The sequence below is a fragment of the Paraburkholderia sp. GAS41 genome, from assembly GCF_050436545.1.
In the GTDB taxonomy this organism is placed as follows: Bacteria; Pseudomonadota; Gammaproteobacteria; order Burkholderiales; family Burkholderiaceae; genus Paraburkholderia.
Genome location: NZ_JBNDMK010000005.1, coordinates 89614 through 112633, shown reverse-complemented (window position 1 = coordinate 112633; position 23020 = coordinate 89614). Strand labels below are relative to the sequence as shown.

At 63.7% G+C, this 23020-nt stretch carries 24 protein-coding genes; 12 read left to right on the top strand and 12 right to left on the bottom strand.

What is annotated here, in order from left to right; all coding sequences use genetic code 11:
- Positions 1-8 precede the first annotated feature (8 nt).
- The 3 genes from P3T43_RS09970 to flgA all read right to left on the bottom strand — a co-directional run bounded on the left by P3T43_RS09970 (position 9) and on the right by flgA (position 2620).
- A complete protein-coding gene (locus tag P3T43_RS09970) occupies positions 9-452 on the bottom strand; it encodes a flagella synthesis protein FlgN (RefSeq protein ID WP_429280881.1) in 444 nt (147 codons plus the stop codon).
- Positions 453-528: 76 nt separating this feature from the next.
- Entirely contained in the window at positions 529-882 is a 354-nt protein-coding gene (gene flgM / locus P3T43_RS09965) for a flagellar biosynthesis anti-sigma factor FlgM (protein ID WP_429280880.1), read from the bottom strand.
- A gap of 142 nt (positions 883-1024) precedes the next feature.
- Positions 1025-2620, bottom strand: a complete 1596-nt coding sequence (gene flgA / locus P3T43_RS09960) for a flagellar basal body P-ring formation chaperone FlgA (protein WP_429280879.1) — start codon at positions 2618-2620, stop codon at positions 1025-1027.
- Between the two features lie 220 nt (positions 2621-2840).
- Here flgA and flgB point away from each other — a divergent pair, with 220 nt between their 5' ends.
- The 12 genes from flgB (at position 2841) to flgL (ending at position 15155) form a co-directional block, all read left to right on the top strand.
- Positions 2841-3338, top strand: a complete 498-nt coding sequence (gene flgB, locus P3T43_RS09955) for a flagellar basal body rod protein FlgB (protein ID WP_429280878.1) — start codon at positions 2841-2843, stop codon at positions 3336-3338.
- Between the two features lie 107 nt (positions 3339-3445).
- Positions 3446-3871 carry a flagellar basal body rod protein FlgC gene (flgC, locus tag P3T43_RS09950; RefSeq protein ID WP_429280877.1) on the top strand — a complete coding sequence of 142 codons (426 nt, stop codon included), beginning with the start codon at positions 3446-3448 and terminating at the stop codon, positions 3869-3871.
- 56 nt (positions 3872-3927) lie between these two features.
- On the top strand, positions 3928-4623 hold the full coding sequence (locus P3T43_RS09945) for a flagellar hook assembly protein FlgD (protein ID WP_429281027.1): 696 nt from the start codon (positions 3928-3930) through the stop codon (positions 4621-4623).
- Positions 4624-4670: 47 nt separating this feature from the next.
- The gene (locus P3T43_RS09940) at positions 4671-6197 is read left to right on the top strand and encodes a flagellar hook-basal body complex protein (protein ID WP_429280876.1); all 1527 of its coding nucleotides are present in this window, start codon (positions 4671-4673) and stop codon (positions 6195-6197) included.
- Between the two features lie 20 nt (positions 6198-6217).
- A complete protein-coding gene (flgF, locus tag P3T43_RS09935) occupies positions 6218-6979 on the top strand; it encodes a flagellar basal-body rod protein FlgF (RefSeq protein WP_429280875.1) in 762 nt (253 codons plus the stop codon).
- Positions 6980-7018: 39 nt separating this feature from the next.
- On the top strand, positions 7019-7807 hold the full coding sequence (gene flgG / locus P3T43_RS09930) for a flagellar basal-body rod protein FlgG (protein WP_429280874.1): 789 nt from the start codon (positions 7019-7021) through the stop codon (positions 7805-7807).
- Between the two features lie 32 nt (positions 7808-7839).
- On the top strand, positions 7840-8544 hold the full coding sequence (gene flgH / locus P3T43_RS09925; RefSeq protein ID WP_429280873.1) for a flagellar basal body L-ring protein FlgH: 705 nt from the start codon (positions 7840-7842) through the stop codon (positions 8542-8544).
- A gap of 2 nt (positions 8545-8546) precedes the next feature.
- The gene (locus P3T43_RS09920; RefSeq protein ID WP_429280872.1) at positions 8547-9713 is read left to right on the top strand and encodes a flagellar basal body P-ring protein FlgI; all 1167 of its coding nucleotides are present in this window, start codon (positions 8547-8549) and stop codon (positions 9711-9713) included.
- A gap of 9 nt (positions 9714-9722) precedes the next feature.
- Complete coding sequence (flgJ, locus tag P3T43_RS09915; protein ID WP_429280871.1) at positions 9723-10649, top strand: flagellar assembly peptidoglycan hydrolase FlgJ; 927 nt, start codon at positions 9723-9725, stop codon at positions 10647-10649.
- 346 nt (positions 10650-10995) lie between these two features.
- Positions 10996-11751, top strand: a complete 756-nt coding sequence (locus tag P3T43_RS09910; protein WP_429280870.1) for a flagellar brake protein — start codon at positions 10996-10998, stop codon at positions 11749-11751.
- Positions 11752-11886: 135 nt separating this feature from the next.
- Positions 11887-13884: a flagellar hook-associated protein FlgK gene (flgK, locus tag P3T43_RS09905; protein WP_429280869.1), complete on the top strand. Its 1998-nt coding sequence runs from the start codon at positions 11887-11889 to the stop codon at positions 13882-13884.
- Between the two features lie 11 nt (positions 13885-13895).
- Positions 13896-15155 carry a flagellar hook-associated protein FlgL gene (gene flgL / locus P3T43_RS09900; RefSeq protein WP_429280868.1) on the top strand — a complete coding sequence of 420 codons (1260 nt, stop codon included), beginning with the start codon at positions 13896-13898 and terminating at the stop codon, positions 15153-15155.
- 80 nt (positions 15156-15235) lie between these two features.
- On the opposite strand, the gene fliR is transcribed toward flgL, so the two are convergent.
- The 9 genes from fliR to fliJ form a co-directional block, all read right to left on the bottom strand.
- Positions 15236-16018, bottom strand: coding sequence for a flagellar biosynthetic protein FliR (gene fliR / locus P3T43_RS09895; RefSeq protein ID WP_429280867.1), 783 nt, complete (start codon positions 16016-16018; stop codon positions 15236-15238).
- A gap of 16 nt (positions 16019-16034) precedes the next feature.
- Complete coding sequence (gene fliQ, locus P3T43_RS09890; protein ID WP_429280866.1) at positions 16035-16304, bottom strand: flagellar biosynthesis protein FliQ; 270 nt, start codon at positions 16302-16304, stop codon at positions 16035-16037.
- 43 nt (positions 16305-16347) lie between these two features.
- The gene (fliP, locus tag P3T43_RS09885) at positions 16348-17229 is read right to left on the bottom strand and encodes a flagellar type III secretion system pore protein FliP (RefSeq protein WP_429280865.1); all 882 of its coding nucleotides are present in this window, start codon (positions 17227-17229) and stop codon (positions 16348-16350) included.
- Entirely contained in the window at positions 17230-17790 is a 561-nt protein-coding gene (gene fliO, locus P3T43_RS09880; RefSeq protein ID WP_429280864.1) for a flagellar biosynthetic protein FliO, read from the bottom strand.
- A complete protein-coding gene (gene fliN, locus P3T43_RS09875) occupies positions 17787-18239 on the bottom strand; it encodes a flagellar motor switch protein FliN (RefSeq protein WP_429280863.1) in 453 nt (150 codons plus the stop codon). Before fliN ends, fliO begins: the two co-directional genes overlap by 4 nt.
- Positions 18232-19230 (bottom strand): flagellar motor switch protein FliM, encoded by a 999-nt coding sequence (gene fliM, locus P3T43_RS09870; protein ID WP_429280862.1) that lies wholly within the window; start codon positions 19228-19230, stop codon positions 18232-18234. The genes fliN and fliM overlap by 8 nt, the downstream gene beginning before the upstream one ends.
- 55 nt (positions 19231-19285) lie before the next feature.
- Positions 19286-19798, bottom strand: coding sequence for a flagellar basal body-associated protein FliL (gene fliL, locus P3T43_RS09865; protein WP_429280861.1), 513 nt, complete (start codon positions 19796-19798; stop codon positions 19286-19288).
- A 1114-nt stretch (positions 19799-20912) separates the two neighbouring features.
- On the bottom strand, positions 20913-22466 hold the full coding sequence (locus P3T43_RS09860; protein WP_429280860.1) for a flagellar hook-length control protein FliK: 1554 nt from the start codon (positions 22464-22466) through the stop codon (positions 20913-20915).
- Positions 22467-22569: 103 nt separating this feature from the next.
- Positions 22570-23019: a flagellar export protein FliJ gene (gene fliJ, locus P3T43_RS09855; RefSeq protein ID WP_429280859.1), complete on the bottom strand. Its 450-nt coding sequence runs from the start codon at positions 23017-23019 to the stop codon at positions 22570-22572.
- Position 23020 lies beyond the last annotated feature (1 nt).

The window sequence follows — 23020 nt, the reverse complement described above, 5'->3', positions numbered from 1 at the left end:
CTACCCGATTACAGGCCGCCGAATCCCGGCACACGCCCATCCGGGCCGTAGAACGAGGGCTTCGGCGGACGAACCTGCAGCACGTCGAGGGCGCGCTGGTTGTATTCCATGCGGGTGCGGATCAGCACGCCATTGGTCTTGTTGGAGCGGTGGGCCCGCTCGACGGACTGCTGCAGCAGCTTCCATTGAGCGGCGAGCTTCGGGTCACGGCCCGCGGCCAGTTCGATACCGGCCGAGCCGCCCGGCAAGCCCATTTCGGCGAGCTGGCTGTCGCGGAGCTTCTCCAGCGTCGCCAGTTTGCCGACCAGTTCGGTTTTCTTTTCGACGATCGGCCGCAACATCTCGGCCGGATCCACCTGGGTCAGTGCTTTCTGTTCGACGACCAGCACCGAGGCGAACGCTTCGATGGTGGTGTACTCGTCGGTAACGGTGGCAAGCAGGGCGTCTTTCATCGCAACTCGCTTTCGCGGCGGCCCGCGCATGACGCGCGGGTCGGGGTTTCAAGGTGTCGCCTCGCGGCGTCCAGCCTTAATTGCCGGTCGCCGGGGCTCTCGTTTGCAACAGACTGCGTGTCGTTTCCAGCACGCCGTCAGCAATCTTGCCCGGATCGATGGTCAGCGTGCCGTTCTTGATGGCCGCCTTGATCGATTCGACGTGAGCGGTGTCGATGTCTGCCGAACCCGACGTTGCCAGGTTGCGCAGGTCGGACGACAGGCCCGACAGGCTCACATTCGCGTCGCCACCCGAGCTGGTGGCGGCTTGCGCGCTGGTGAACGCGCCTTGGGCGGGGCTGGCCGCCGGAGTCGAAACGTCCTGCTGCGTGCGCGTCGCGCCGCTGGTCAGGCCGTCTGGCTTGGTATTGGTGCTGGAATCGATTTTCACGATTGGCTTCCTTGACGATTTGATTCCTTTAACGGCAATCAGGAAGCCAAACTTTAGCGCCAATGGTGTATCCCTTTGTAACGGCGGCGCCGGCCGGACTGGTGCGTGAATCCCCACGCCACGCCCGGTTTCGGGCCTGCCCTCACATCTGGATCTGCACCGTCGAACTGTCCTTCACGATCCCCATGAGAATCTGGCCGGTGGAGGTCCTCACCCTCACCGGCTGACCCGGCGTGGCATTGCTCAGCGCGCTGCCTTCCGACGAAATCGAAAAGCCGTCGCCCTGCGCCACCACCCGCACCTGCGTGCCCGCTGTCACCGAGGCGGTGTTCTTCAACATGTCCTGACGCAGCGGCAAGCCCGCGCCCACCCGCATCAACGTGACCGAGCCGATCGCTTGCGACGGCGCGGTGATGATCGACAGGGGCAGCATCGTCAGGTCGCCGTCGCGGCCGACCAGATCGGCTTCCGAAATCACCTCGCCGGGCAGCATGGCCCGCGCGGCGATGTAGTAGGTCGCATGCACCGAGACCTTGGCCTGCAGCCAGACTGTCCAGGGATGCCCGCTGGTGCAGCGCACCGCCACCGTCGTGCGGCCCCACAGGCGCGCGCCGTTCGGCATGAAGGGTTGCAGCGTGGCGCAGGCTGCAAGTCCGCGCGGGAAGGCCGGCGCCACGGTCAGTTCGACCTTGCCGGGCAGGCCGTCCACTTGCTGCTTGAGAAAGTCGAGCGCGGCGGCGTGAATCAGCTCGCCGTCTTCCTGGCCTGCGGGCACGGGCTGGGCGGCTTCGACCGGCTGGGATGCCGGCGTGGTCCGGGAGGTTTGGGTGGGCAGAAGCGTGGGATTGAGCCTGGGATTAAACGCTGGATTGACCGGCGCGTGGGCAGGCTGTGCGGTTTGCGCCGCTTGTGCTGCTTGTGCTGCTTGTGACGTCTGGGCCATTTGTGCAGCTTGCGGCGTCTGCGCCGCTTGTGCGGCCTGCGCGCGCTGCAGAGCCTGTACCGCCTGTTCGCGCTGCGCCGCCTGAGCGAGGGCTTGCGTCGGGTTCGGCGTTGCAGCCAAGGTGGCAATCTGCGGCGCGGCGAGGCGCGGCGCCGGATTGTGGGCCGACGCGCTGGCGCCGAGTTCGGGCGGTTCGCCGCGCGAGGCGAGGCTGTCGATTTCGACATCGCTCGCGGGGGTTGCAGCCGGCACCGCAGGCGCCGCGTTGACGGGCCGCGCGGACGTGGCGTAGGCGGCGTAATTGCGGGGCAGCGCCGAGGTCACGATCACCGGCACGACCTGACTCGCGGCGAGCGCTGGGCTCAGGTTCACACGGGTGAGACCGGTATTGCTCGCCGCGTTGCCTTGCGGCGTGCTCACCATGCCCGGCCCTGCAGCCTCGCCGCTCCCCGGAATCACGATGGCGCCGCCGGCGTTCGCCAGCGCGCTAAAGCGATCGCTGACCGGTGCGGCTGCCGATGGCACAGACGGCGCCAGCGTCGCGGCAAGCGATGGGTTCGTCGTGCGTACGGTGTGGTTGCTGCTGGCGCTGGTCGCCAGCGCCGTCATCCTCGCGAGATCGGCGGGATTCTGTTCGCCGGGACCCGGGATCACGATCGGCGCGCCCGCTTGCTGGGCCAGCGCCACTGGCGCCCAACCTGCGCCCGCCACCGCGCACACCAGCCAGAGAGCGGCAGTGCGTCGCGCAACGATGCGGCAGGCCTGCTGCGGCACATCGTGAGTGGATCGGGCCATCGTGAATCTCCAGCGTGAGGCAAGGGTACGAATTGCATTCTAGTGACGCGCCTTACCCGGCAAGCGTCGAATAGAGGCGACCTTCCCCGGTTATTCCGACGATTGCCGCTTGCACGGCGCGCCTAAGATGCTTCTCATGCAAAAAGGCCTTTTGGGGCGCCGCAGCTAGCGTGCAGCTTGCATCGCACGGCAGACGCGGGAACGTTATCCGGAGATTTCAATGCTCGACAAACTCGATGCCGAACTTGCCTTTGGTCGTCAGGCGCTCGATGTGCGCTCGTACCGGCAGGAACTGCTGTCGTCGAATATCGCGAACGCCGACACGCCGGGCTACAAGGCGCGCGATGTCGATTTCTCGTCGACCCTGGCAGGGGCGCTGAAAAAGAGCGGTGGCAGCACTACCGGCACGGGCGCATCGAACCGCTCGACGCTGGCGATGACACAGTCCGCCGATGTCACGAGCGGCATGACGATGGCCTCCGACGCGCCGGGTCACATGGCCGGCAAGGCGAGCCTGATCCCCACCGGCGGCCCGAGCGACGACTACGGCAACCTGGCGTACCGCATTCCGGTGCAGCCTTCGCTCGACGGCAACACGGTCGATCTCGACGCGGAACGCGTTCAGTTCGCCGATAACTCGCTGCATTTCGAATCGACCATGACGGAAGTGTCAGGTCAGATCAAAACGATGCTGTCGGCGATCACGTCGGGCTCCTGATGGAGTCCTGATGCGACGACCGGCACACGCTGGATGTATCCGCTAAAAACCACGCATACGGGAATCAACCAAGCCGGAACCTGCCGGCAGGAGAAGTCGGAGAAGCCATGCCATCCCTGATGAATATTTTCACTGTCGCCGGTTCGGCCATGTCGGCCGAATCGCAGCGGCTCAACGTGACGGCGTCGAACCTGGCGAACGCCGACAGCACGACAGGTCCGGACGGTCAGCCGTACAAGGCCAAGCAGGTCGTATTCGCCGTCAACCCGCTCGGCGGGGCGCGTTCCGGCTCCGGCCAGCAGGTGGGCGGCGTGCAGGTGACCGGTGTGGTGGACGATCCGACGCCGATGAAGCAGACCTACGACCCGGGCAATCCCGCGGCCGACGCAAAGGGCTACGTGACGATGCCTAACGTCGATCCAGTGGAAGAAATGGTCAACATGATCTCGGCGTCGCGCGCGTATCAGGCGAACGTCGAAACCCTGAATACGGCAAAGACGTTAATGCTGAAAACTCTCACGATCGGAACCTGAGGAGCACTTCCTTGACCACCACTATCGGCAGCAACGGGGCGACAGTGTCGCCACTCATGAAAGACACGATGAGCTCGAACTCGGCGACCAGTTCGGCGGCCGGTTCCGCGACCAGTTCGACGGGCGCATCCAGCAGCAGTTCGGCGAACTCCGCTTCATCGCTGCAGAACACCTTTTTGCAACTACTCGTCACGCAGTTGCAGAACCAGGATCCGACGAACCCGATGGACAGCTCGCAGATGACCTCGCAGCTCGCGGAAATCAACACCGTGACCGGCATCGGCCAGCTGAACACCTCGCTGTCGTCGCTCGCGACCCAGCTCAATGCCGGCCAGACCTCGCAGGCTGCGTTGCTGATCGGCTCGAGCGTGCTCGCACCGGGAAGCTCGATCACCGTGACGAGCGGCAAGACCAACGAGTTTGGCGTGCAGCTTGCCACCGCCGAGGACAACGTGCAGGTCAACGTCGTGAATTCGAGCGGCCAGGTGGTCAATACGCTCAATCTGGGCAATCAGGCGGCCGGCACCGTGCCGATCACGTGGTCACCGGTCGATTCGTCGGGCAACGCGTTGCCTTCTGGCACCTACACGATCTCCGCGACCGGCACCCTGAGCAGCGGCGCGGCCGGCACGGCCACGGCACTGACGCCTGGCACCGTCGAGAGCGTCGTGCAGGGCACCAACGGCGCACCGAGCCTCGTCCTGTCGAACGGCAACACGGTTCCGCTGACTTCGGTCGCCGCGGTCCTCTAAGCAAACAGTCCAAGCAAATTTAGACATTTTCCGGAACGGAGACCGTCATGGGTTATCAGCAGGGTTTGAGCGGCCTGGCAGCCGCGTCGAGCGATCTGGACGTGATTGGCAACAACATCGCCAACGCGGACACGGTGGGTTTCAAGAGCGGCACGGCGGTGTTCGCCGATCTGTATGCGAACTCGGTTGCCACGGCCGTGAACGACCAGATTGGTATCGGTACGCAGCTCGCCGAAGTGCAGCAGCAGTTCTCGCAGGGCACGATCACCACGACCGGCCAGTCGCTGGACGTCGCGATCAACGGTAGCGGCTTCTACCAGATGTCCAACAACGGCACGCTCACGTATTCGCGTAACGGCATTTTCCAGGTGAACAAGGCCGGCCAGATCACGAATGCGCAGGGCTTGCAGTTGATGGGTTACGCCGCCAACGCCGCCGGTGTCATCAACACGGCGCAAACCGTGCCGCTGACGGTGCCGACCCAGAACATCGCACCGGCGGAGACGACCCTTGTCGGCGCCCAGTTCAACCTGAACGCGCAGTCGGCGGCTACCGTGGGCACGGTCGCCACGCCCTCGACGACCGATACGGGCTCGCTGGTGAGTAGCGGTGTGACGGTCTCGAACCCGGGGCAGGCTTCGAACTCGGACGCCTACACGATTACTTTTACGACCTCCGGCACGACGCCGCCGGTGTACTCGTACTCGGTGCAGGACAACACCGCCACGCCGACGCCGGCGCCGGTGACCGGCACCTACACGGCGGGCACGGCGATTCCGCTCGGCACGGGTCAGAGCGTGACGTTTACCGGCACGCCGGGGAACAACGATACGGTGTCGGTGGCGAACACGAACTTCAACCAGAACGTTTCGACCACCTACAACTACGGTAACAGCTTCACGGCATACGATTCGCTCGGCGGCTCGCAGACGGTCGACTATTACTTCTCGAAGACCAGTTCGGGTAACTGGAACATCTACGCCGGTGTGGAAGGCTCCCCGGCGGTTCAGGTCGGCACAGCGACGTTCAATAGTTCCGGTACGCTGACCAGCGTGACGAGCACAACCATGCCGTCGACTACGACCGACGGTGTGGTGTTCCAGATCCCGAATACGGACGGCTCCGGCACGCCGCAGACGATCACGCTGAACCTGACGGGCACGACCCAGTACGGCGGCACGACTGGCTTGAACAGCGCGCCGTCGAACAACGGTTATCCGGCAGGGACGCTGTCGAGCTACTCGATCAATGCGAACGGCATCATCACCGGCACGTATTCGAACCAGCAGACGGCTGCGCTCGGTCAGATCGTGCTGGCGAATTTCAACGACCCGAACGGCCTGGTCGATCTCGGCAACAACGAATATGAAGCGACCGCCGCTTCGGGTCAGCCGCAGATCGGCGTGCCGGGCGGCACCAACCTCGGCTTCCTGCAGGGTGGCGCGGTGGAATCGTCGAACGTGGATCTGACCAACGAACTGGTCAACCTGATCACCGCGCAGCGTAACTATCAGGCGAATGCGCAGACGATCAAGACGCAGCAGACCGTCGACCAGACCCTGATCAACATGTAAGTGTCTGAGGAGCCGAACGAATGACCGACCGTCTGATTTATACCGCGATGTCGGGCGCTACCCAGTCGCTCGAACAGCAGGCCATTGTCGCGAACAATCTCGCGAACACCTCGACCACCGGGTTCCGCGCCCAGCTCGAGACGTTTCGCGCGGTACCCATGTCGTTCGGCGACGGCAGTTCAGTCAACGACCAGACCACGCGTACCTTCGTGCTCTCGTCGACCCCGGGCGCGGACGAAACCCCTGGGCCGATCCAGCAGACCGGCAACCCGCTGGACGTCGCCGTGCAAGGCGACGGCTGGCTCTCGGTGCAAACCGCGGATGGCGGCGAGGCGTACACGCGCGCCGGCAATCTGCATGTCGACGAGAACGGGCAACTGGTGAGCGCGACCAACCTGCCGGTACTCGGCACGGGCGGCCCGATCTCGCTGCCGCCAGGCGCGCAGATCACGATCGGCAAGGACGGCACGGTCTCGGCGCTCGCGCCGGGCGACCCGGCTTCGGCGATCGCGGTGGTCGATCAGCTGAAGCTGGTCAAACCGGCGGCCGGTGCGCTCACGCGCGGCGACGACGGCATGTTTCATAGCGCCGACGGCAATCCGGTGGACGCGGATCCGGGCGTGACGCTCGCACCGCAATCGCTGGAAGGCAGCAATGTGAATCCGATCAACGCAATGGTCTCGATGATCACCAATGCGCGGCAATTCCAGATGCAGACCAAGATGATCGAAAGCGCCGATCAGAACGATCAGACCGCCAACCAGTTGCTCAGCTTCAGCTAACGGGACCGACGCCCGCGTCGACCCAGGAGAACTCACACTGTGAACCGCTCACTCTATATCGCTGCGACCGGCATGAACGCGCAGCAGTCCCAGATGGACGTCATCTCGAACAACCTCGCGAACGTGAGCACCAACGGTTTCAAGGGCTCGCGCGCGGTGTTCGAAGATCTGCTGTATCAGACGGTGCGCCAGCCGGGCGCCGACTCGACGCAGCAAACCCAGATTCCGTCGGGCATCCAGCTCGGCACTGGCGTGCAACAGGTCGCCACGGAGCGTCTGTACACCCAGGGCAACCTGCAGCAGACCGGCAACTCGAAGGACGTGGCCATCAACGGCAACGGCTTTTTCCAGGTGCAGATGCCGGACGGCACGACCTCCTATACCCGCGACGGGTCGTTCCAGACCAACGCGCAGGGCCAGCTGACGACCTCGAACGGCTATCCGATCATTCCGTCGATCACGATCCCGCCCAACGCCACGCAGCTGATCATCGGCAGCGACGGCGCGGTGTCGATCACCCAGGGTAACTCGACGGTCGCCACGCAGGTGGGCTCGTTGCAACTGGCCACCTTCATCAACCCGGCCGGCCTCGACGCGCAAGGTGAAAACCTGTTCGCGGAAACCAGCTCGTCGGGTACGCCGAACGTCTCGGCGCCGGGCTCGAACGGTACGGGTTCGCTGCAGCAGGCTTACGTCGAAACCTCGAACGTGAACGTCGTGCAGGAACTGGTCAACATGATCCAGACCCAGCGCGCGTATGAAATCAACAGCAAGGCGGTAACCACGTCGGATCAGATGTTGCAGACCCTGTCGCAGATGCAGGTTTAAGGGTTCTGGACCAGAGGCGGTAGGTAAACACGATGTCGCAATTCAATCTCAATCCGGTCATGGGCGACGCGCGCAGCGCGTTCGTCGCCACGGCCAGCGTGCTGGCTCTGGCGCTGGGCGGCTGTGCGCTGGTGCCGAAGCAGCCCATCGTGCAGCAGCCGATGACGGCGGTGCCGCCGGTGCCGCCGCACGCGCAGACACCGGGCTCGATATTCAACCCGGGTTACGCAGGCCGGCCGCTGTTCGAAGACCAGCGGCCACGCAATATCGGCGACATCCTGACTATCGTCATTCAGGAAAACATCAACGCCACCAAGTCGTCCGGTGCGGCCGCGAACCGCGCCTCGACGACCCAGTTTTCCACTACGACGGCCGGTTTTCTCAACGGTCTGTTCGGCAAGGCCAATCTCAGTTCGCAGGGCGCCAACACGTTCTCGGGCACCGGCGGCGCGAATGCGTCCAACACGTTCAACGGTGTGATCACCGTCACGGTGACCAACGTGCTGCCCAACGGCAATCTGGTGGTGAGCGGCGAAAAGCAGATGCTCATCAACCAGGGCAATGAGTTCGTACGCTTCTCGGGTGTGGTCAACCCGAACACGATTTCCGGTTTGAACGCGGTGTACTCGACCCAGGTGGCCGACGCCAAGATCGAATATTCGGCGAAGGGCTATATCGACGAAGCGGAAACGATGAGTTGGCTACAACGCTTCTTCCTTAACGTTTCGCCGTGGTGATCATGAGACTCGCCTCTTTCCGCCGTTTCGGCCATGCCTGTCTGGTGTTCGCGCTCGCGTGCGGCGCGCTGCCGCCCGTCACGCCGGCCGCTCACGCCGAACGGCTGAAGGACCTGGTCGCGATTCAGGGTGTGCGCGACAACCCGCTGATCGGCTATGGCCTCGTCGTCGGTCTCGACGGCACGGGCGACCAGACCACGCAAACCCCGTTCACGACGCAAACGCTCGCGAACATGCTCGCGAACCTGGGCATCTCGATCAACAACCAGTCAGCCGGTTCGTCGAACAGCACCTCGGCGCTGACCAGCATCCAGTTGAAGAACGTCGCGGCGGTGATGGTGACGGCGGTGCTTCCGCCGTTCGCGCGGCCCGGCGAGGCGATCGACGTCACCGTGTCGTCGCTTGGGAATGCGAAGAGTTTGCGCGGCGGCACGCTCCTGCTCACGCCGATGAAAGGCGCGGACGGCTCCGTGTACGCGCTGGCGCAGGGCAACATGGCGGTGGGCGGCGCAGGCGCCAGTGCGAACGGCAGCCGCGTGCAGGTGAACCAGCTTGCGTCGGGCCGCATCGCCGCGGGTGCGATCGTCGAGCGCGCGGTGCAGACCAGCATCACGCAGGACGGCACCATGCAGCTCGAACTGAACGACATGGACTACGACACGACGCAGCGCATCGTGTCGGCGGTCAATAACGCCTTTGGGCAGGGTACCGCCACGCCGCTCGACGGCCGCACGATCCAGTTGCGCGCGCCGGCCGAGCCGTCCCAGCAGGTCTCGTTCATGGCGCAGCTCGAAGATCTCGATGTGAAGCCGGCGGCAGGCGCCGCGAAGGTCGTGCTGAACGCGCGTACCGGCTCGATCGTGATGAATCAGATGGTGACGCTGGAGAATTGCGCGGTGGCGCACGGCAACCTCTCGGTGGTGGTCAATACCCAGCCGGTGGTGAGTCAGCCGGGCGCGTTCTCGGGCGGCCGCACGGTGGTGGCTCAGCAGTCCCAGATCCAGTTGAAGCAGGACGACGGCGCGCTGAAATACGTCAAGGCCGGCGCCAACCTGGCCGACGTCGTGAAGGCGCTCAACGCGCTCGGCGCGACGCCCGCCGACCTGATGTCGATCCTGCAGGCGATGAAGGCAGCAGGAGCCTTGCGTGCCGAACTTGAAATCATCTAAGGAGTCGCGATGACTACCGATCCCACTTCAGGCCCGAGTGATCTGACCCAGCGTTTTGCGCTCGACGTTCAGGGATTCGACAGCTTGCGTGCCAAGGTTTCCGCGTCGCCCCAGCAGGGCGTGAAGATGGCCGCCAAGCAGTTCGATGCGAGCTTCATCACGATGATGTTGAAGAGCATGCGGGACGCCACGCCGCAGGATGGTCCGCTCGATTCGCGCGACGGTGAGCAGTTCACCTCGATGATGGACGAGCAGATGGCGCAGCAGATGTCGTCCAAAGGCATCGGCGTGGCCGATGCCATGCTCAAGCAGTTGATGAACAACGCCGGCATGCAGAGCAGCGCCGCGGGCAGCGGCAGCTCGGCTGCACTGGACGCCCTGGCGAAGGCCTATAGCAATTCGCAGGCGAACGGTTCGCTTGCCAATGGCGTCGGCTATTCGCGCAACAGCGCGCTGACGCCGCCGTTGCGCGGTGACGGCACGACCCATGTCGATGCGTTCGTCGACAAGCTGGCTGCGTCCGCTCAGGCCGCGAGCGATTCCACCGGCGTGCCGGCGCGCTTCATCATCGGGCAGGCTGCACTCGAATCCGGCTGGGGCAAGCGCGAGATCATGAAGGCGAATGGCGAGACCAGCCACAACGTGTTCGGCATCAAGGCGACCAAGGACTGGGCTGGCAAGACGGTGTCGACGGTGACCACCGAATACCGCAACGGTCAGCCGCAGCGGGTGGTCGAAAAATTCCGCGCCTACGATTCGTACAACGACGCGATGGCCGATTACGCGCAAATGCTGAAGAACAACCCGCGCTACGCGCAGGTATTGAACGGTTCGCACGACGCCGCGGGTTTTGCCGCGGGCATGCAGCGTGCTGGCTATGCCACTGATCCGCATTACGCGAAAAAGCTGATGTCGATCATGAGCCGGATGAGCTGACCGGTCCGGATGGACCGGCAGGAAGAAAAGCAGGCGACGGGGCCATGTCGCAACACAAGACGGTGGGGCCGGCCGGCACGCATGCGTGCCGCCGGCCAAGCCGCGACGAGGGTGGGTGCGACAGCCCGATGCAGGCTGGGTAAGGGATTCAGACGTGGGGTGGACTGGCCGGTTAAACGTTTGCGCCAAATATTTCGCTCGGTTACCCTAAACTTCGGGTTCAGACTGCCGCTATTCAGTCAGACCTTAATGCCGGGTAACGCCTTTCCCGGTCAACGCGCGTGTCACGGGCCCCGGCACAGGACCTCGGGCACGGGCCCGTCAGAACATGCATACCGGCAAGCCCATGGATACCACTGAGATGAACGGCCAGACGGATGGCTCTTCTGAAACCGGCAACGACTTCGGTCGCCGCAATCCGCTGGAGATCGGTGTCCAGTTGCGCAATCTCGTCAACCGCGGCGATTTCCTGACCGCGCAGTACAAGGGAGGCCAACTGGTCACCCGGATTCTCGACGTCGACGTGCGTGAGCGCACGTTCACCTTCGACTGGGGCGCGCTCGCCGAACAGAACCACGGCCTGATTGCCGCGACCCGCTGCGTGTTTCACGCGCAGCCCGAAGGCGTGCGCGTCGAATTCGTCACCGGTTCGCCGCGCGAGACCCGCTTCGAAGGCCGGCCGGCGTTCGAAGCCGACTTCCCCGACGTGCTGTTCTACGTGCAGCGCCGCGAGTATTTCCGCGTCGATGCGCCCGTCCTCGACCCGTATATCTGTACCGGCCGCCTGCCCGGCGGGGAAAGCTTCCAGTTCGAAGTGCACGACCTGTCGCTTGGCGGCGTGGGCATGCGCACCCCTGACGCCCGCGTGGCCGAGCTGCCCATGGGCTGCGTGCTGGACGAATGCGAACTGAGCCTCGGTGCGCCCGGCAAGCTTACGGTGGATCTGCAACTGGTGTCGTTCCGCGTCATCGACATGCCGAATCGCCCACCGCGGTATCAGCTCGGCATGCGATTCGTGGCGCTGCCCGGCAATGCCGAGAACACCCTGCAACGACTGATCACCCAGCTGGAAATGAAGCGTCGCTCGCTGGTGCGAACCTGATTCGGGCGCGCGTCGCGGCGAGATTGCGGCGTGCGCTTAATTACGGATTGCCCCCTCAATTTTGTCGCCAGTGCGCCGATATACAGAGAGTCTTGGCAACTCGGTGGGCGCGTTGCCAGCCCTTCAGGATGACGCATGTCCAGCAACCTAATCAATATCGGTCTCAGTGGACTCAACGCAGCCCAGTGGGGGCTGACGACGACCAGTGAGAACATCAGCAATTCGACGACCCCAGGCTACGACGTCGAAAATCCGGTCTATTCGGAAGCGTCCGGCAATTACACCGGCTCCGGCTATTTGCCGCAGGGCGTGAACACCACGACGGTCCAGCGCGCATACAGCTCGTATCTGACCACCGAGCTGAACAACGCAACGGCGCAAGGCAGTTCGCTCACCGCCACCTACACGATGCTCGCGCAATTGAATAACCTGGTGGGTAGCCCGACCGCGGGGATTTCGACTGCGATCAGCGGCTTTTTCACCGGCTTGCAGACCGTGGCGAGTGGCGCTTCGAGCCTGCCGTCGCGGCAGACCGCCATCAGCGACGCGCAGACTCTCGCCACCGAATTGAATACGACGGGCGCGCAATACGCACAGCTGGGCCAGAGCGTGAACACGCAGCTGTCCTCCACGGTGGCGCAGATCAACACGTACACCGCGCAGATCGCCACGCTGAACCAGCAGATCAGTGCCGCCAGCGCACAGGGCCAGCCGCCCAACCAGTTGCTCGACCAGCGCGACGCGGCAGTGGCGAGCCTCTCGTCGCTCGTGGGCGTGCAGGTCGTGACCGGTTCCTCGGGCGACAGCGTGTTTCTGCCGAGCGGACAGACGCTCGTCTCCGGCTCGACCAGTTACAACCTCGGTACCGCGAATTCGCCGTCGAATCCCGCCGAAACCTCGGTGACCTACCTGGGTGCAGCCGGAAGCACGACCGCGCAGAAACCGCAGTTTCTGTCGGATAGTGTCATGCAGAACGCAGGCGGCACGCTTGGCGGCCTGATCACGTTCCGCACCCAGGCGCTCGACCCCGCGCAGGCGCAACTGGGCGCGATCGCCACCAGCTTTGCCTCCCAGGTCAACAGCCAGAACGAACTCGGTCTCACGCTGACCGGCGGTGCCGGTGGCGCGCTGTTCTCGGTGGCGCCGCCCGCGACCATCGCCAACGCGAACAACACGGGCACGGCCACGCTGAGCGTCAGCCTTGCAAACCCCAGCGCGCCGCCGGCCGGCAACTACACGCTGTCGTACAACGGCTCAGCCTACACGCTGACAGACAATCAGACCGGTAGCGTGCTGGCCTCGACCACGACCTTGTCGCAGCCGATCGACGGCATGAATTTCTCGACGACCGGCACGATGCAAGCCGGCGACTCGTTCGAGGTTTCGCCAACCAGTGGTGCGCTCACCAGCTTCGCCCTCACCACCACCAGCGGCTCGGCGATTGCTGCGGCGTCGCCGGTACTGGTGACGAAAAATACGGGTAACAGCGGCACGGCGACGATTACGCCGGGCACCGTCTCGTCAGGCTATACGCTGCCCTCGACGCCGACGACCCTCACCTACAACGCGACGACCGGCACGCTGTCGGGCTTCCCGGCCAATTCGGTGGTGACCATCAACACCACGCCGCCGACCACGGTCAACATTACGTCGACCTCGACCGCCGTGCCGTATTCGGCGGCGAGCGGCGCGACCATGACCGTCAATAGCGCGGCGCCGCCGACGACGGGTCCGATGAACGGCGTCACTTTCACGTTGACCGGCACGCCGGCGGACAACGACAGCTTCACGATCGCCGCGAATACCGGCGCGCAGAGCGACGGCAGCAATGCGACGCTGATGGCGGGGATCGTCAGCGCGCAGACGATGAACGGCGGCACGACGACGCTGACGCAGGCCTACGCGAATTACGTGAACTCGGTGGGTAACACCACGAATGCGGTGAACGCATCCAGCGAAACCCAGACCGCGCTCGTGTCGCAGATCACCTCGGCGCAGCAGTCGGTTTCGGGTGTGAACATCAACGAAGAGGCAGCGAACCTGTTGCAGTACCAGCAACTGTACCAGGCGAACAGCAAGGTCATTCAGACCGCCAGCACGCTGTTCCAGACCATTCTCGGCATATTCCAGTAAGGCGTTCAGCGATGCGCATCTCTACTTCTGAGTATCTCAGCATGAATGTCCAGAGCATGGACAATCAGCAAAGTGAACTAACGAGCCTGTACGCGGAAATCTCGAGCGGCCAGTCCATCACCACACCGGCGGACAATCCGCTGGGCGCGGCCCAGGCCGTGCAGTTGAGCATGCAGGGCGCGACCCTGTCGCAGTACGCATCCAACCAGAACTCGGCCGCGACCCAACTGGGCGCGGAAGATTCGACGCTTGGCAGCGTGCTTCAGCAGTTGCAACAGGTCAATCAGGCGATGGAAAGCGCGGGCAATCAATCGCTGAGCGATTCGGACCGCAGCGCCATTGCCACGCAGTTGCAGAACCTGAACACTTCCTTGCAGACGCTGGCGAATACCCAGTCGCCTTCGGGCGGTTATCTGTTCGGCGGGTTTCAGTCGAACTCGCAACCGTTCACGCTGAATTCGGCCGGCACCGTGGTCTACAACGGCGACAACGGCATTTCGAGCACTCAGATTTCGGACACAACCTCAATCGCCACAAGCGATAGCGGCGCGGCCGTGTTCATGAGCGTGACGCCCGAGACGGCGAGCCCGGTTGCTTACGCGGCAGCGGGCAATACCGGGACGGCGATCATCGGCCCGGTCAGCACGACGAATGCATTGGCTTCGGCAAGCGGCGACAAGTACGGCATCACGTTCAGCGTGGCGGGCACACCGGCTGTCACGACGTATACCGTGTCGGACACGACCAGCGCGGGCGTCACGACGACCACTGCTGCGCAGCCTTTCACGGCCGGAACGCCGATCACGCTGGGGACGAGCGGCCAGAGCGTGACGTTTAGCGGCGCGCCCGCCAACAACGATTCCTTCAATGTGGCGCCGGCCGCCCAGGTGCCGGCCACGCAGGGTGGCACCAACATCTTCGCGACGATCCAGAACATGATCACCGCGTTGCAGACCCCGGCCGATACGCCCGCCGCCACTGCAGCGCTGAGCAATGCGTTGAACGTGGGGATGACGCAGGTCCAGAACTCGATCTCCAACGTGACGACCGTGCAGGCGTCGGTGGGTGGGCGCGAGCAGCAGATCAAGGCGATGCAGACGGTGAACAGTGGCCTGTCGCTGCAGAATTCGAGTTCGCTGGCCGATGTGACCACCATCGACATGGCGTCGACCATCAGCAAGTACACGCAGACGCAGTACTCGCTGCAGGCTTCGCAGCAGGCATTCGTGCAGGTTCAGCAGATGTCGCTGTTCCAGTATCTGAATCAGTAAGCGAAGGGTTTTTGCAGGGAGAACGGGAGGCGCTTCGGCGGCCTCCCGTTTTTTTGTTTTGGGCTTGGTTTAAACCAGCGTTAATGCAACGCCGCCGCCACTCGCCCCATCTGCTCAATCCCGTCATCGAACAGGCGTGCGAAGAACGGAATCATATTCGGCACCATCAGCTGCAACAGCAGCATGCCGACGAGCATGGTCAGCGGAAAGCCGATCTGGAACACGCCGATCTGCGGCGCCGCCCGGTTGAGAATGCCGAGCGCGAGGTTGGCGATCAGCAGCGCGGCCACCACCGGCAATGCCAGCAGCAGGCCCATTGAAAAGATCGTTCCGCCAAACATCGGCACGGCGCGCCAGCCGGCCGCGCCGAGCAGGTCACTCGAAATCGGTAGCGACTGAAACGTGGCGATCAGCGCGCTCAGCATCTGCAGATGGCCGTCGAGCACGAGGAACACCAGCATTGCAAAGACGTTCATGTAGCTCGACAGCACCGCCGTCGAACCCCTCGTCTGCTGATCGAAGAAAGTGGCGAAGCCCAGACCCATGCCGAGCCCGGCGAATTCACCGGTGGCCTGGATCGCGGTGATGCCGATCTGCATCGTCAGCCCGAGCGCGGCACCGATCAGGAACTGGTTCACGATGATCCACACGCCCATCGCGGAAAAGACCGTGACCTGCGGCATGGGCCCCAGCGTCGGCGCCACGATGAGGGTGATGAACGAGGCGAGGCCGATTTTCACCCGCGTCGAAAGCGCTGCATTGCCGAATACAGGCCCGGTCGCCACCAGCGCCAGAATCCGCACGAGCGGCCACAGAAACGCGGCCATCCACGTGTTCAGTTGCGCATAGGTGACGGAAAACATGACGGGCCCGCGATGCTCAGTTGGCGAGCGTGGGGATATTCGTCAACATCTGACGCAGATAATCGAGCATCGTCGACAGCATCCACGGGCCGGCAATCACGAGCGTGATGGCGATCGCCAGCAGCTTCGGAATGAACGACAGCGTCGCCTCGTTGATCTGCGTCGCGGCCTGGAACAGACTCACGGTCAAACCGACGACAAGTGCGACGAGCAACAGCGGCGCAGCAAGCAGCAGGGCGACATACATCGCCTGGTGCGCCAGCGCCATGACTGATTCGGGTGTCATGATGAATGGGCCGGAAGCCGTGAGGTTAGGAGGACGCGTTGCGTTACGAGAAGCTCTGCGCGAGCGAGCCGATCAGCAACTGCCAGCCGTCGACGAGCACGAACAACATCAGCTTGAACGGCAGTGAGATCGTCGCGGGCGAGACCATCATCATCCCCATCGACATCAGCACGCTCGCCACCACCATGTCGATGATGAGGAACGGAATGAAGATGGTAAAGCCGATCTGGAAACCGGTTTTCAGCTCGCTTGTCACGAAGGCCGGCACCAGCAGCGGCAGCGGCACGTCTTCGGGGCCTTGCATGGGCGGCGCGTGCGAAATGCGGGCGAACAGCGCGAGGTCGGTTTCGCGGGTCTGACGCAGCATGAAAGACTTGAACGGCGCGAGACCGCGGGTGACCGCCTGATCCATCGGCAGTGAGCCTTCGGAGAAGGGCTTGTAGCCGTCGTCATAGGCCTTGTCCAGCACCGGCGACATGATGAACAGCGTCAGGAACAGCGCGAGACCGACCAGCACCTGGTTGGGCGGCGTCGTGGTCGTGCCGAGCGCCTGACGCAGCAGCGACAGCACGATGATGATGCGCGTGAAACTCGTCATCATCAGGACCATCGCCGGCAGGAACGACAGCATCGTGAGCAGCAGCATCGTCTGCACGCTCAGCGAATAGGTCGTGCCGCCGTTCGGTCCGGGACTCGTATTGAACGCGGGCAAGCCGGCCGTCTGTGCGAACGACAGCGACGGCAGTGTCATCAGCAGGACCGGCAACGCCGCCAATGCCAACGTGAAGAGGCGTCGCAGGGTACCGCCGGATGTGCGAGGAACACTGCTTGCGCCGATTGCGCCGATCGCGCCGATCACGCCGATCATGCCGACACGACGCGGGGCCGCGTGCTCGCGGCGCGCTGGTGAATGAGTCAACTGCATTTACTGATCCCTGCCGTCTGGCCGGTTGAAACGTTTGCCCACTTCGCCTTTCAGCGCATCGCGAAAGCGCTGGCCGAAGGTGCCGGGCAGCGCATTGCCGACGACGCCAGGCGGCAGCGTTGCAGCGGCCGATCCCACGCCGGCAGCCGAGCCGGCCGGCATGGTGTGCAGCAGACGGACATTGCCGGGAGCCGCGCCGAGCACGAGCCAGGTATCGCCGATCTCAATGACGGCGACGCGCTCCTTGCCGCCGAGCGACGCACCACCGATGGTTTTCACCAGCCCGCCGCGGCCGCCGGATTGGAGCCCGAAACGACGCGTGAGCCAGGCGCAGGCAAACACGAGACCGATCACGACCAGCAGGCCGAAGACGGTTTGCAACACCGCGCCGACACCCAGCGACGGCACCGCGGAGCCGGCGCCGACATTCGAGGCGAGCGCAGCGGGATGATTGACCGCATTCATGTCGGCTGCGGCGGCGCTGAACGAGGGGAGGGCTAGCAACGCGGCCAGCAGGACGCGCCCACAACCGCTCGCAATGCGCCCGGCAAGGCGTTTCATCGATTCAGCTTCCGGATCCGCTCGGACGGCGTGATGATGTCGGTCAGGCGGATACCGAACTTGTCGTTGACCACCACGACTTCACCCTGCGCGATCAGGCAACCGTTGACGAGCACGTCCATCGGCTCGCCGGCGAGGCCGTCCAGTTCCACCACCGAGCCCTGCGCGAGTTGCAGCAGGTTGCGAATGGCGATCTTGGTGCGGCCGAGTTCGACGGTCATCTGGACGGGAATGTCCAGAATCATGTCGATGTCGTTGCGCGTGGTGTTCGGTTCCACCTTCGAAAGCGGCTGGAACACGCCGGCCGTCGTCGCGTTGACGGCGCTGTTGTCGTTCTGCTCGGCGAGGGCGCTGGCCCAGTCGTCGAGGGAGGCCTCTTCCGCTTCCACGCCGGGAAATTGCGCCTCTGCCGGCAATTCCTTCTCCGGCGTTGCGTTCAGCTCAGTCATATCCACCTTCCTTCATCGTGTCCGCTGCGCTGATCATCTTCTGGACGCGCAACGAATATTGACCATTGAAAATACCGTAGCCGCATTCCATCACCGGCACGCCATCCACCTTCGCGGTGATGTGTTCGGGAATGTTGATGGGCAGCACATCGCCTTTGCGCATGTTCAGAATCTGTTCGAACGTGATCGGGATCTGCGCGAGATCGGCGGTCAGTTCGACTTCCGCGGCCTGCACCTGCTGCGACAGTACGCGCACCCAGCGGCGGTCGACATCGACCGCTTCGCCCTGGATCGGCGAGGACAGGATGTCGCGGATCGGTTCGATCATCGAGTACGGCATGCAGATATGCAGCGTGCCGCCCGTGGAGCCGAACTCGATCGAGAACTGCGTGACGATGACAATTTCGTTCGGCGTCGCGACGTTGGCGAATTGCGTGTGCATTTCTGAGCGCACGAATTCGAACTGCAACGGCCGCACGCTTTTCCACGACGTCGTGTAGTGCTCGAACACGAGGTTGAGGAGCTTGCCGATGATGCGTTGTTCGGTGGCCGTGAAATCGCGACCTTCGACACGGGTATGAAAGCGCCCGTCGCCGCCGAACAGGTTGTCGACCACGAAGAACACGAGGTTCGGATCGAACACGAACAGCGACGTGCCGCGCAACGGCTTCACGTGGACCAGGTTGAGGTTGGTCGGGATCGGCAGGTTGCGGGTGAACTCGCTGTACTTCTGCACCTTCACCGGGCCGACGGAAATTTCTGCGGTCCGGCGCATGAAGTTGAAGATGCCGACGCGCAACAGACGTGCAAAGCGGTCGTTGATGATTTCGAGGCCGGGCATCCGGCCGCGAACGATGCGTTCCTGCGTGGCGATGTTGTACGGCCGGACACCGGAGCGATCATGCTGCTCCGCTTCCGAGTCGGACTCGCCGGTTACGCCCTTGAGGAGTGCATCGACCTCCTCCTGGGACATGAACTCTTCGTGGCCCATTCCTATTCCTCGTGCGTCCCTTGGCGATTGATGATGGCAGCAGCGTTACGCGGCGTCACTGCACGACGAATTCGGTGAACAGCACGTCTTCGACGGTGACGGGGGCGACCCCTTTGTCGGTCGGCTGTTCGATGAGTGTCTTGAGTTCGGTAGCGAGCGCGCGTTTGCCGTCGAGGGGCGCGAGATCGTCCGGGTGTTTGTTCGACAGCGCGAGCAGGACGCGGCTGCGGATTTCCGGCATGTGATCGGTGAGCTGCTGCTGGACCTTGGGGTCGTTCAGCTTGAGCGTGAGACCGATGCGCAGATAGTGTTGCTGGCCGTCGTCCGACTGCAGATTGACGGTCATGGGTTCGAGCGGGAAGAACACCGGAATCGCGGGTGCTGCCGGCGCGGCGGCGGCTTGGGCCGGCGCGGGGGCCGGCTCACGGCGGGACATGAAGAACCATGTTCCTGCGCCGGCTGCGCCTGCGGCTAGCAGGGCGATCAGCACGATGAGGAGAATGCGCTTCAACGGGCCCGGAGTGGCCGGCTGAATGGTGGCTTGCTGGTTTGCGGTCGTCGATGCCATGGATTCTTGCTTGCCTCAGTGCTGGTAGGGTGAATTGTTGTTTAATTGCGCGTGGCGCGATGGGTCGAAAAGAAGGGGGTTTGGGGGGTATCTCTTGGGTTTGTCTGGTTTGTCTGAATGAGGTTTGGGGTTTTTTTTTGCCTGTGCGGCGCTTTGGGTTGTTTGCTTTTGGGGTTGGTGTTTGCTTGCTTTGTTGGTGGTCTGTTTGCCTGCGGCGCTTTTGGCTCGGCTCTTATGGCGTTGGCCTTTCCTTGTTTTGTTATCGGTCTATTAGGTTCGCCCCTGTGCGGGGCAGCACCTACTTTTCTTTGCCGCCGCAAAGAAAAGTAGGCAAAAGAAAGCGGGCTCACACCGCCAGCCAGTAGTGAGCCATCTAGGTGTGCCCGTGGGAACGGCCCAAGACAAGACGCGTCCCCGCCCCACACACGTTCGTGACAAAGCAGTCATCCGCTCCAGCGTCGCGCTACGCGCCCCGCCGTCAGGTACATCACCCCCCCCATACCTCGGCTCGATTGCAATGCATCGTGCGCCGTGCCGTGCCACGCCACGCGACGCCCGTGCTGCGCAATGCTGTGGCGCGCCGCGCCGCGCAATGCAATGCTGTGCTGTGCTGTGCTGTGCTGTGCTGTGCTGTGCTGTGCTGTGCTGTGCTGTGCTGTGCTGTGCTGTGCTGTCGTGTCCTGTCCTGTCGGGGTGATGCCGCACGTGCCCGGCCGATTTGAGACTATGTACAGCGAAAGACGAAAGGACTGAAGCGTGGACGGACGCGAGTCCGTCTTGGTGGACCTGACCGCCGCGCACGGAGTGTGTGGGCGGGATGAATGACTGCTGTGTCACTGACGTGTGCGGGGCGAGGGCGGGTCTCGTCTTGGGCCGTTCCCGGTTGACGACAGAGATGTCTCGCTACGAGCTAGCGGTGTGAGCCCGCTTTCTTTTGCCTACTTTTCTTTGCGGCGGCAAAGAAAAGTAGGTGCTGCCCCGCACAGGGGCGAAGCTAATAGACCGATAACAAAACAAGGAAGGCCAACGCCATAAGAGCCGAGCCAAAAGCGCCGCAGGCAGACCCCAAAAGCAAAAAACCAAAAACCAAAAACCAAAAACCAAAAGCAAAAAATCAGGCAAACGTATCCACCAACCCCACCGACCGCCGAACGGCAACACTAGCAACAACACCATCACCCTCACCATCCCCGCCGGAGGCAAAACCACCACCAGCCCCACCCTTTCCAGCCCCGTCAGAAGACTGCCCCCCCTGTCCAGTCTGGCGGGCAAACCCGTCAGAAACACTCGCACTCCCTAACCCGATCCCGTTCTGCTCCATCGCCTCCCGCAACTTCGGCAAAGCCGCCTCGACGGCTTCACGAACCTGCGCATGCTGCGATACAAACAACGCGTGGGCATGGTTGTCCGCCACCTGCAACACCACCTGCAGCGGCCCAAGATCCTTCGGATTCAACGTCAATTCAGCACTCTGCTGATGCGCATTCGACAGAAACACCACCTTCTGCCCCAACGCGTCCTCCCAGTCCGATGTCCCCACCGTCGGCGCCAGCGCGCTCGCCGCCGCTGCCGCTGCGGCCGGATTGGCGCCCTGGGTTGCCGTCGTCGTCACGCTCGAAGCGCTCGCTGCCGCCTGGCTCGTCGCCAGCGCCGCATTCGCCGCATCCACCGTGCTCTTCAGGCTCGACAGGCTGTCCTGCGACGCTGCCGTGGTCGTGGCGGCCAGCGCATCGGCCGCATTCTTCGCCGTGGCCGCGTCGCTCGCGCTCGTCGTCGCCGCCGTCTGTTCCATCTTCTCGCCCAACTTGCCCTTCGCGTCACCCAGCAATACATCGCTCGACGAACTCTTGCCGTTCGCCGATCCGTGCAGCGACACCCCGGTCGCGCCATCCGTCCCTGTCGTCGCATTCGTCGCACTGCCGAGGTTAGCGGTCTGCGTCGCCGCCGCGCCCTGCGTGCCGGTCAGCGCCGCAAGCGCGGCTTGCAACGCGTCGCTCGCCGACTTCGAACCGTCCGCAGCCACGTGTTTGCCGTGATGCTTGCCATCGGCCGCGCTGCTTCCCGCTGCACCCGCCTCGTCGGCGGTCCCGTCCGTCAGCGTCGTGCCGTCGCCGGTGCCCGTCTGGCCGTTTGCTGCGTTCGCATTCGCGTCTGCGAGCGCCTGAAGCTGGGCCTGCGCCTGCAACTGGGCCGCCACGGATGCCGCCGCCGCCGAGGTCGTCGCATTGCCCGAGCCGTCGCTGCCTTGCTGCGAGCTCGACTTGGTGCCGTTCGCGCCGCTCTGTTGCGCGTTGCCTGACGATGCCGTCGAAGTCGTGCTATTGCCATTGCCGCCGCTATGGCTAGCGCTGCTGCTACCGCTACCGCGGCTCGCGTTGTTCTGGCTGTTGCTGGCGCTGCTCGTGTCGGTCGTGCTGTTCGAACTCTGGCTGTTCGCCGGGGCCGGTGCAGGCGTGCTCGCCGATGACGACGGCGTGGGCGAGGGTGCCGGTGCGGGCGTGGGGGTCGGCGCCGGTGCGCTCTGCGCGACGCTGCTCGTGTTCTGCGCGTCGATGCTCTGCTGCAAGGTCTGCGAGAACGGCTGGCTGCTCACGATGTCCACCGGCGAGTTCGTCTGCGAATTGCCCGACGAGCCGAACAGTGAACTGATATACGAAAGTGGCGACATGGCTGATCTGTCTCTCCGGGAATCCCGGTCAAGTTCCGCTCGTGCCGGTCATGCGGTCACGCGGTCAAATTCAAGTCTTCATGCATTCCGGGAGGTGCCGGGCTTACGCACCCTCGGCGCGCATCCTGAGAATCCGGGCTGCATGTTCGTCGGCGTCGCGCTGTTCGCGCCGCGCCAGTTGCTGGGCTTCCGCGCTATCGCCGCGCGCCTGCAGGACCTCGTATGAGCCTAGTCGCTGTTTCTGACGCTGCCATTCCGGCTTGGCCGCTTCGACGCGTGTGTAGGCTGCCTGCAGCATCTTGCGCTGCTGGTCGATGGCGGCGTCGAGCGTGTCGATAAAGGCCTGGAAGTTACGCATGTTGCCGGCCGGCATGCCCGATTGCGCCGTCGCGGTGAAGCGCGCGTGATATTCGTCGCGATAACGCACCAGCGCGTCGAGCTGCGCCTGCACGTCGTTCGCCTCGCGCTGCGCACGGCCAAGGCGTTGTGCGGCGGCGTCCACATCGTCCTGGGCGAGGCCGATAAGCGTCTTGATCGGAAAGTGTTTCGCCATC

What these genes read in the sequence shown, in the direction of transcription:
- P3T43_RS09970 (WP_429280881.1), bottom strand. Translation starts at nt 452, where the DNA reads ATGAAAGACGCCCTGCTTGCCACCGTTACCGACGAGTACACCACCATC.
- flgA (WP_429280879.1), bottom strand. Translation starts at nt 2,620, where the DNA reads ATGGCCCGATCCACTCACGATGTGCCGCAGCAGGCCTGCCGCATCGTT.
- flgB (WP_429280878.1), top strand. Translation starts at nt 2,841, where the DNA reads ATGCTCGACAAACTCGATGCCGAACTTGCCTTTGGTCGTCAGGCGCTC.
- flgC (WP_429280877.1), top strand. Translation starts at nt 3,446, where the DNA reads ATGCCATCCCTGATGAATATTTTCACTGTCGCCGGTTCGGCCATGTCG.
- P3T43_RS09945 (WP_429281027.1), top strand. Translation starts at nt 3,928, where the DNA reads ATGAAAGACACGATGAGCTCGAACTCGGCGACCAGTTCGGCGGCCGGT.
- P3T43_RS09940 (WP_429280876.1), top strand. Translation starts at nt 4,671, where the DNA reads ATGGGTTATCAGCAGGGTTTGAGCGGCCTGGCAGCCGCGTCGAGCGAT.
- flgF (WP_429280875.1), top strand. Translation starts at nt 6,218, where the DNA reads ATGACCGACCGTCTGATTTATACCGCGATGTCGGGCGCTACCCAGTCG.
- flgH (WP_429280873.1), top strand. Translation starts at nt 7,840, where the DNA reads ATGTCGCAATTCAATCTCAATCCGGTCATGGGCGACGCGCGCAGCGCG.
- P3T43_RS09920 (WP_429280872.1), top strand. Translation starts at nt 8,547, where the DNA reads ATGAGACTCGCCTCTTTCCGCCGTTTCGGCCATGCCTGTCTGGTGTTC.
- flgJ (WP_429280871.1), top strand. Translation starts at nt 9,723, where the DNA reads ATGACTACCGATCCCACTTCAGGCCCGAGTGATCTGACCCAGCGTTTT.
- P3T43_RS09910 (WP_429280870.1), top strand. Translation starts at nt 10,996, where the DNA reads ATGGATACCACTGAGATGAACGGCCAGACGGATGGCTCTTCTGAAACC.
- flgK (WP_429280869.1), top strand. Translation starts at nt 11,887, where the DNA reads ATGTCCAGCAACCTAATCAATATCGGTCTCAGTGGACTCAACGCAGCC.
- flgL (WP_429280868.1), top strand. Translation starts at nt 13,896, where the DNA reads ATGCGCATCTCTACTTCTGAGTATCTCAGCATGAATGTCCAGAGCATG.
- fliR (WP_429280867.1), bottom strand. Translation starts at nt 16,018, where the DNA reads ATGTTTTCCGTCACCTATGCGCAACTGAACACGTGGATGGCCGCGTTT.
- fliQ (WP_429280866.1), bottom strand. Translation starts at nt 16,304, where the DNA reads ATGACACCCGAATCAGTCATGGCGCTGGCGCACCAGGCGATGTATGTC.
- fliP (WP_429280865.1), bottom strand. Translation starts at nt 17,229, where the DNA reads ATGCAGTTGACTCATTCACCAGCGCGCCGCGAGCACGCGGCCCCGCGT.
- fliO (WP_429280864.1), bottom strand. Translation starts at nt 17,790, where the DNA reads ATGAAACGCCTTGCCGGGCGCATTGCGAGCGGTTGTGGGCGCGTCCTG.
- fliN (WP_429280863.1), bottom strand. Translation starts at nt 18,239, where the DNA reads ATGACTGAGCTGAACGCAACGCCGGAGAAGGAATTGCCGGCAGAGGCG.
- fliM (WP_429280862.1), bottom strand. Translation starts at nt 19,230, where the DNA reads ATGGGCCACGAAGAGTTCATGTCCCAGGAGGAGGTCGATGCACTCCTC.
- fliL (WP_429280861.1), bottom strand. Translation starts at nt 19,798, where the DNA reads ATGGCATCGACGACCGCAAACCAGCAAGCCACCATTCAGCCGGCCACT.
- P3T43_RS09860 (WP_429280860.1), bottom strand. Translation starts at nt 22,466, where the DNA reads ATGTCGCCACTTTCGTATATCAGTTCACTGTTCGGCTCGTCGGGCAAT.
- fliJ (WP_429280859.1), bottom strand. Translation starts at nt 23,019, where the DNA reads ATGGCGAAACACTTTCCGATCAAGACGCTTATCGGCCTCGCCCAGGAC.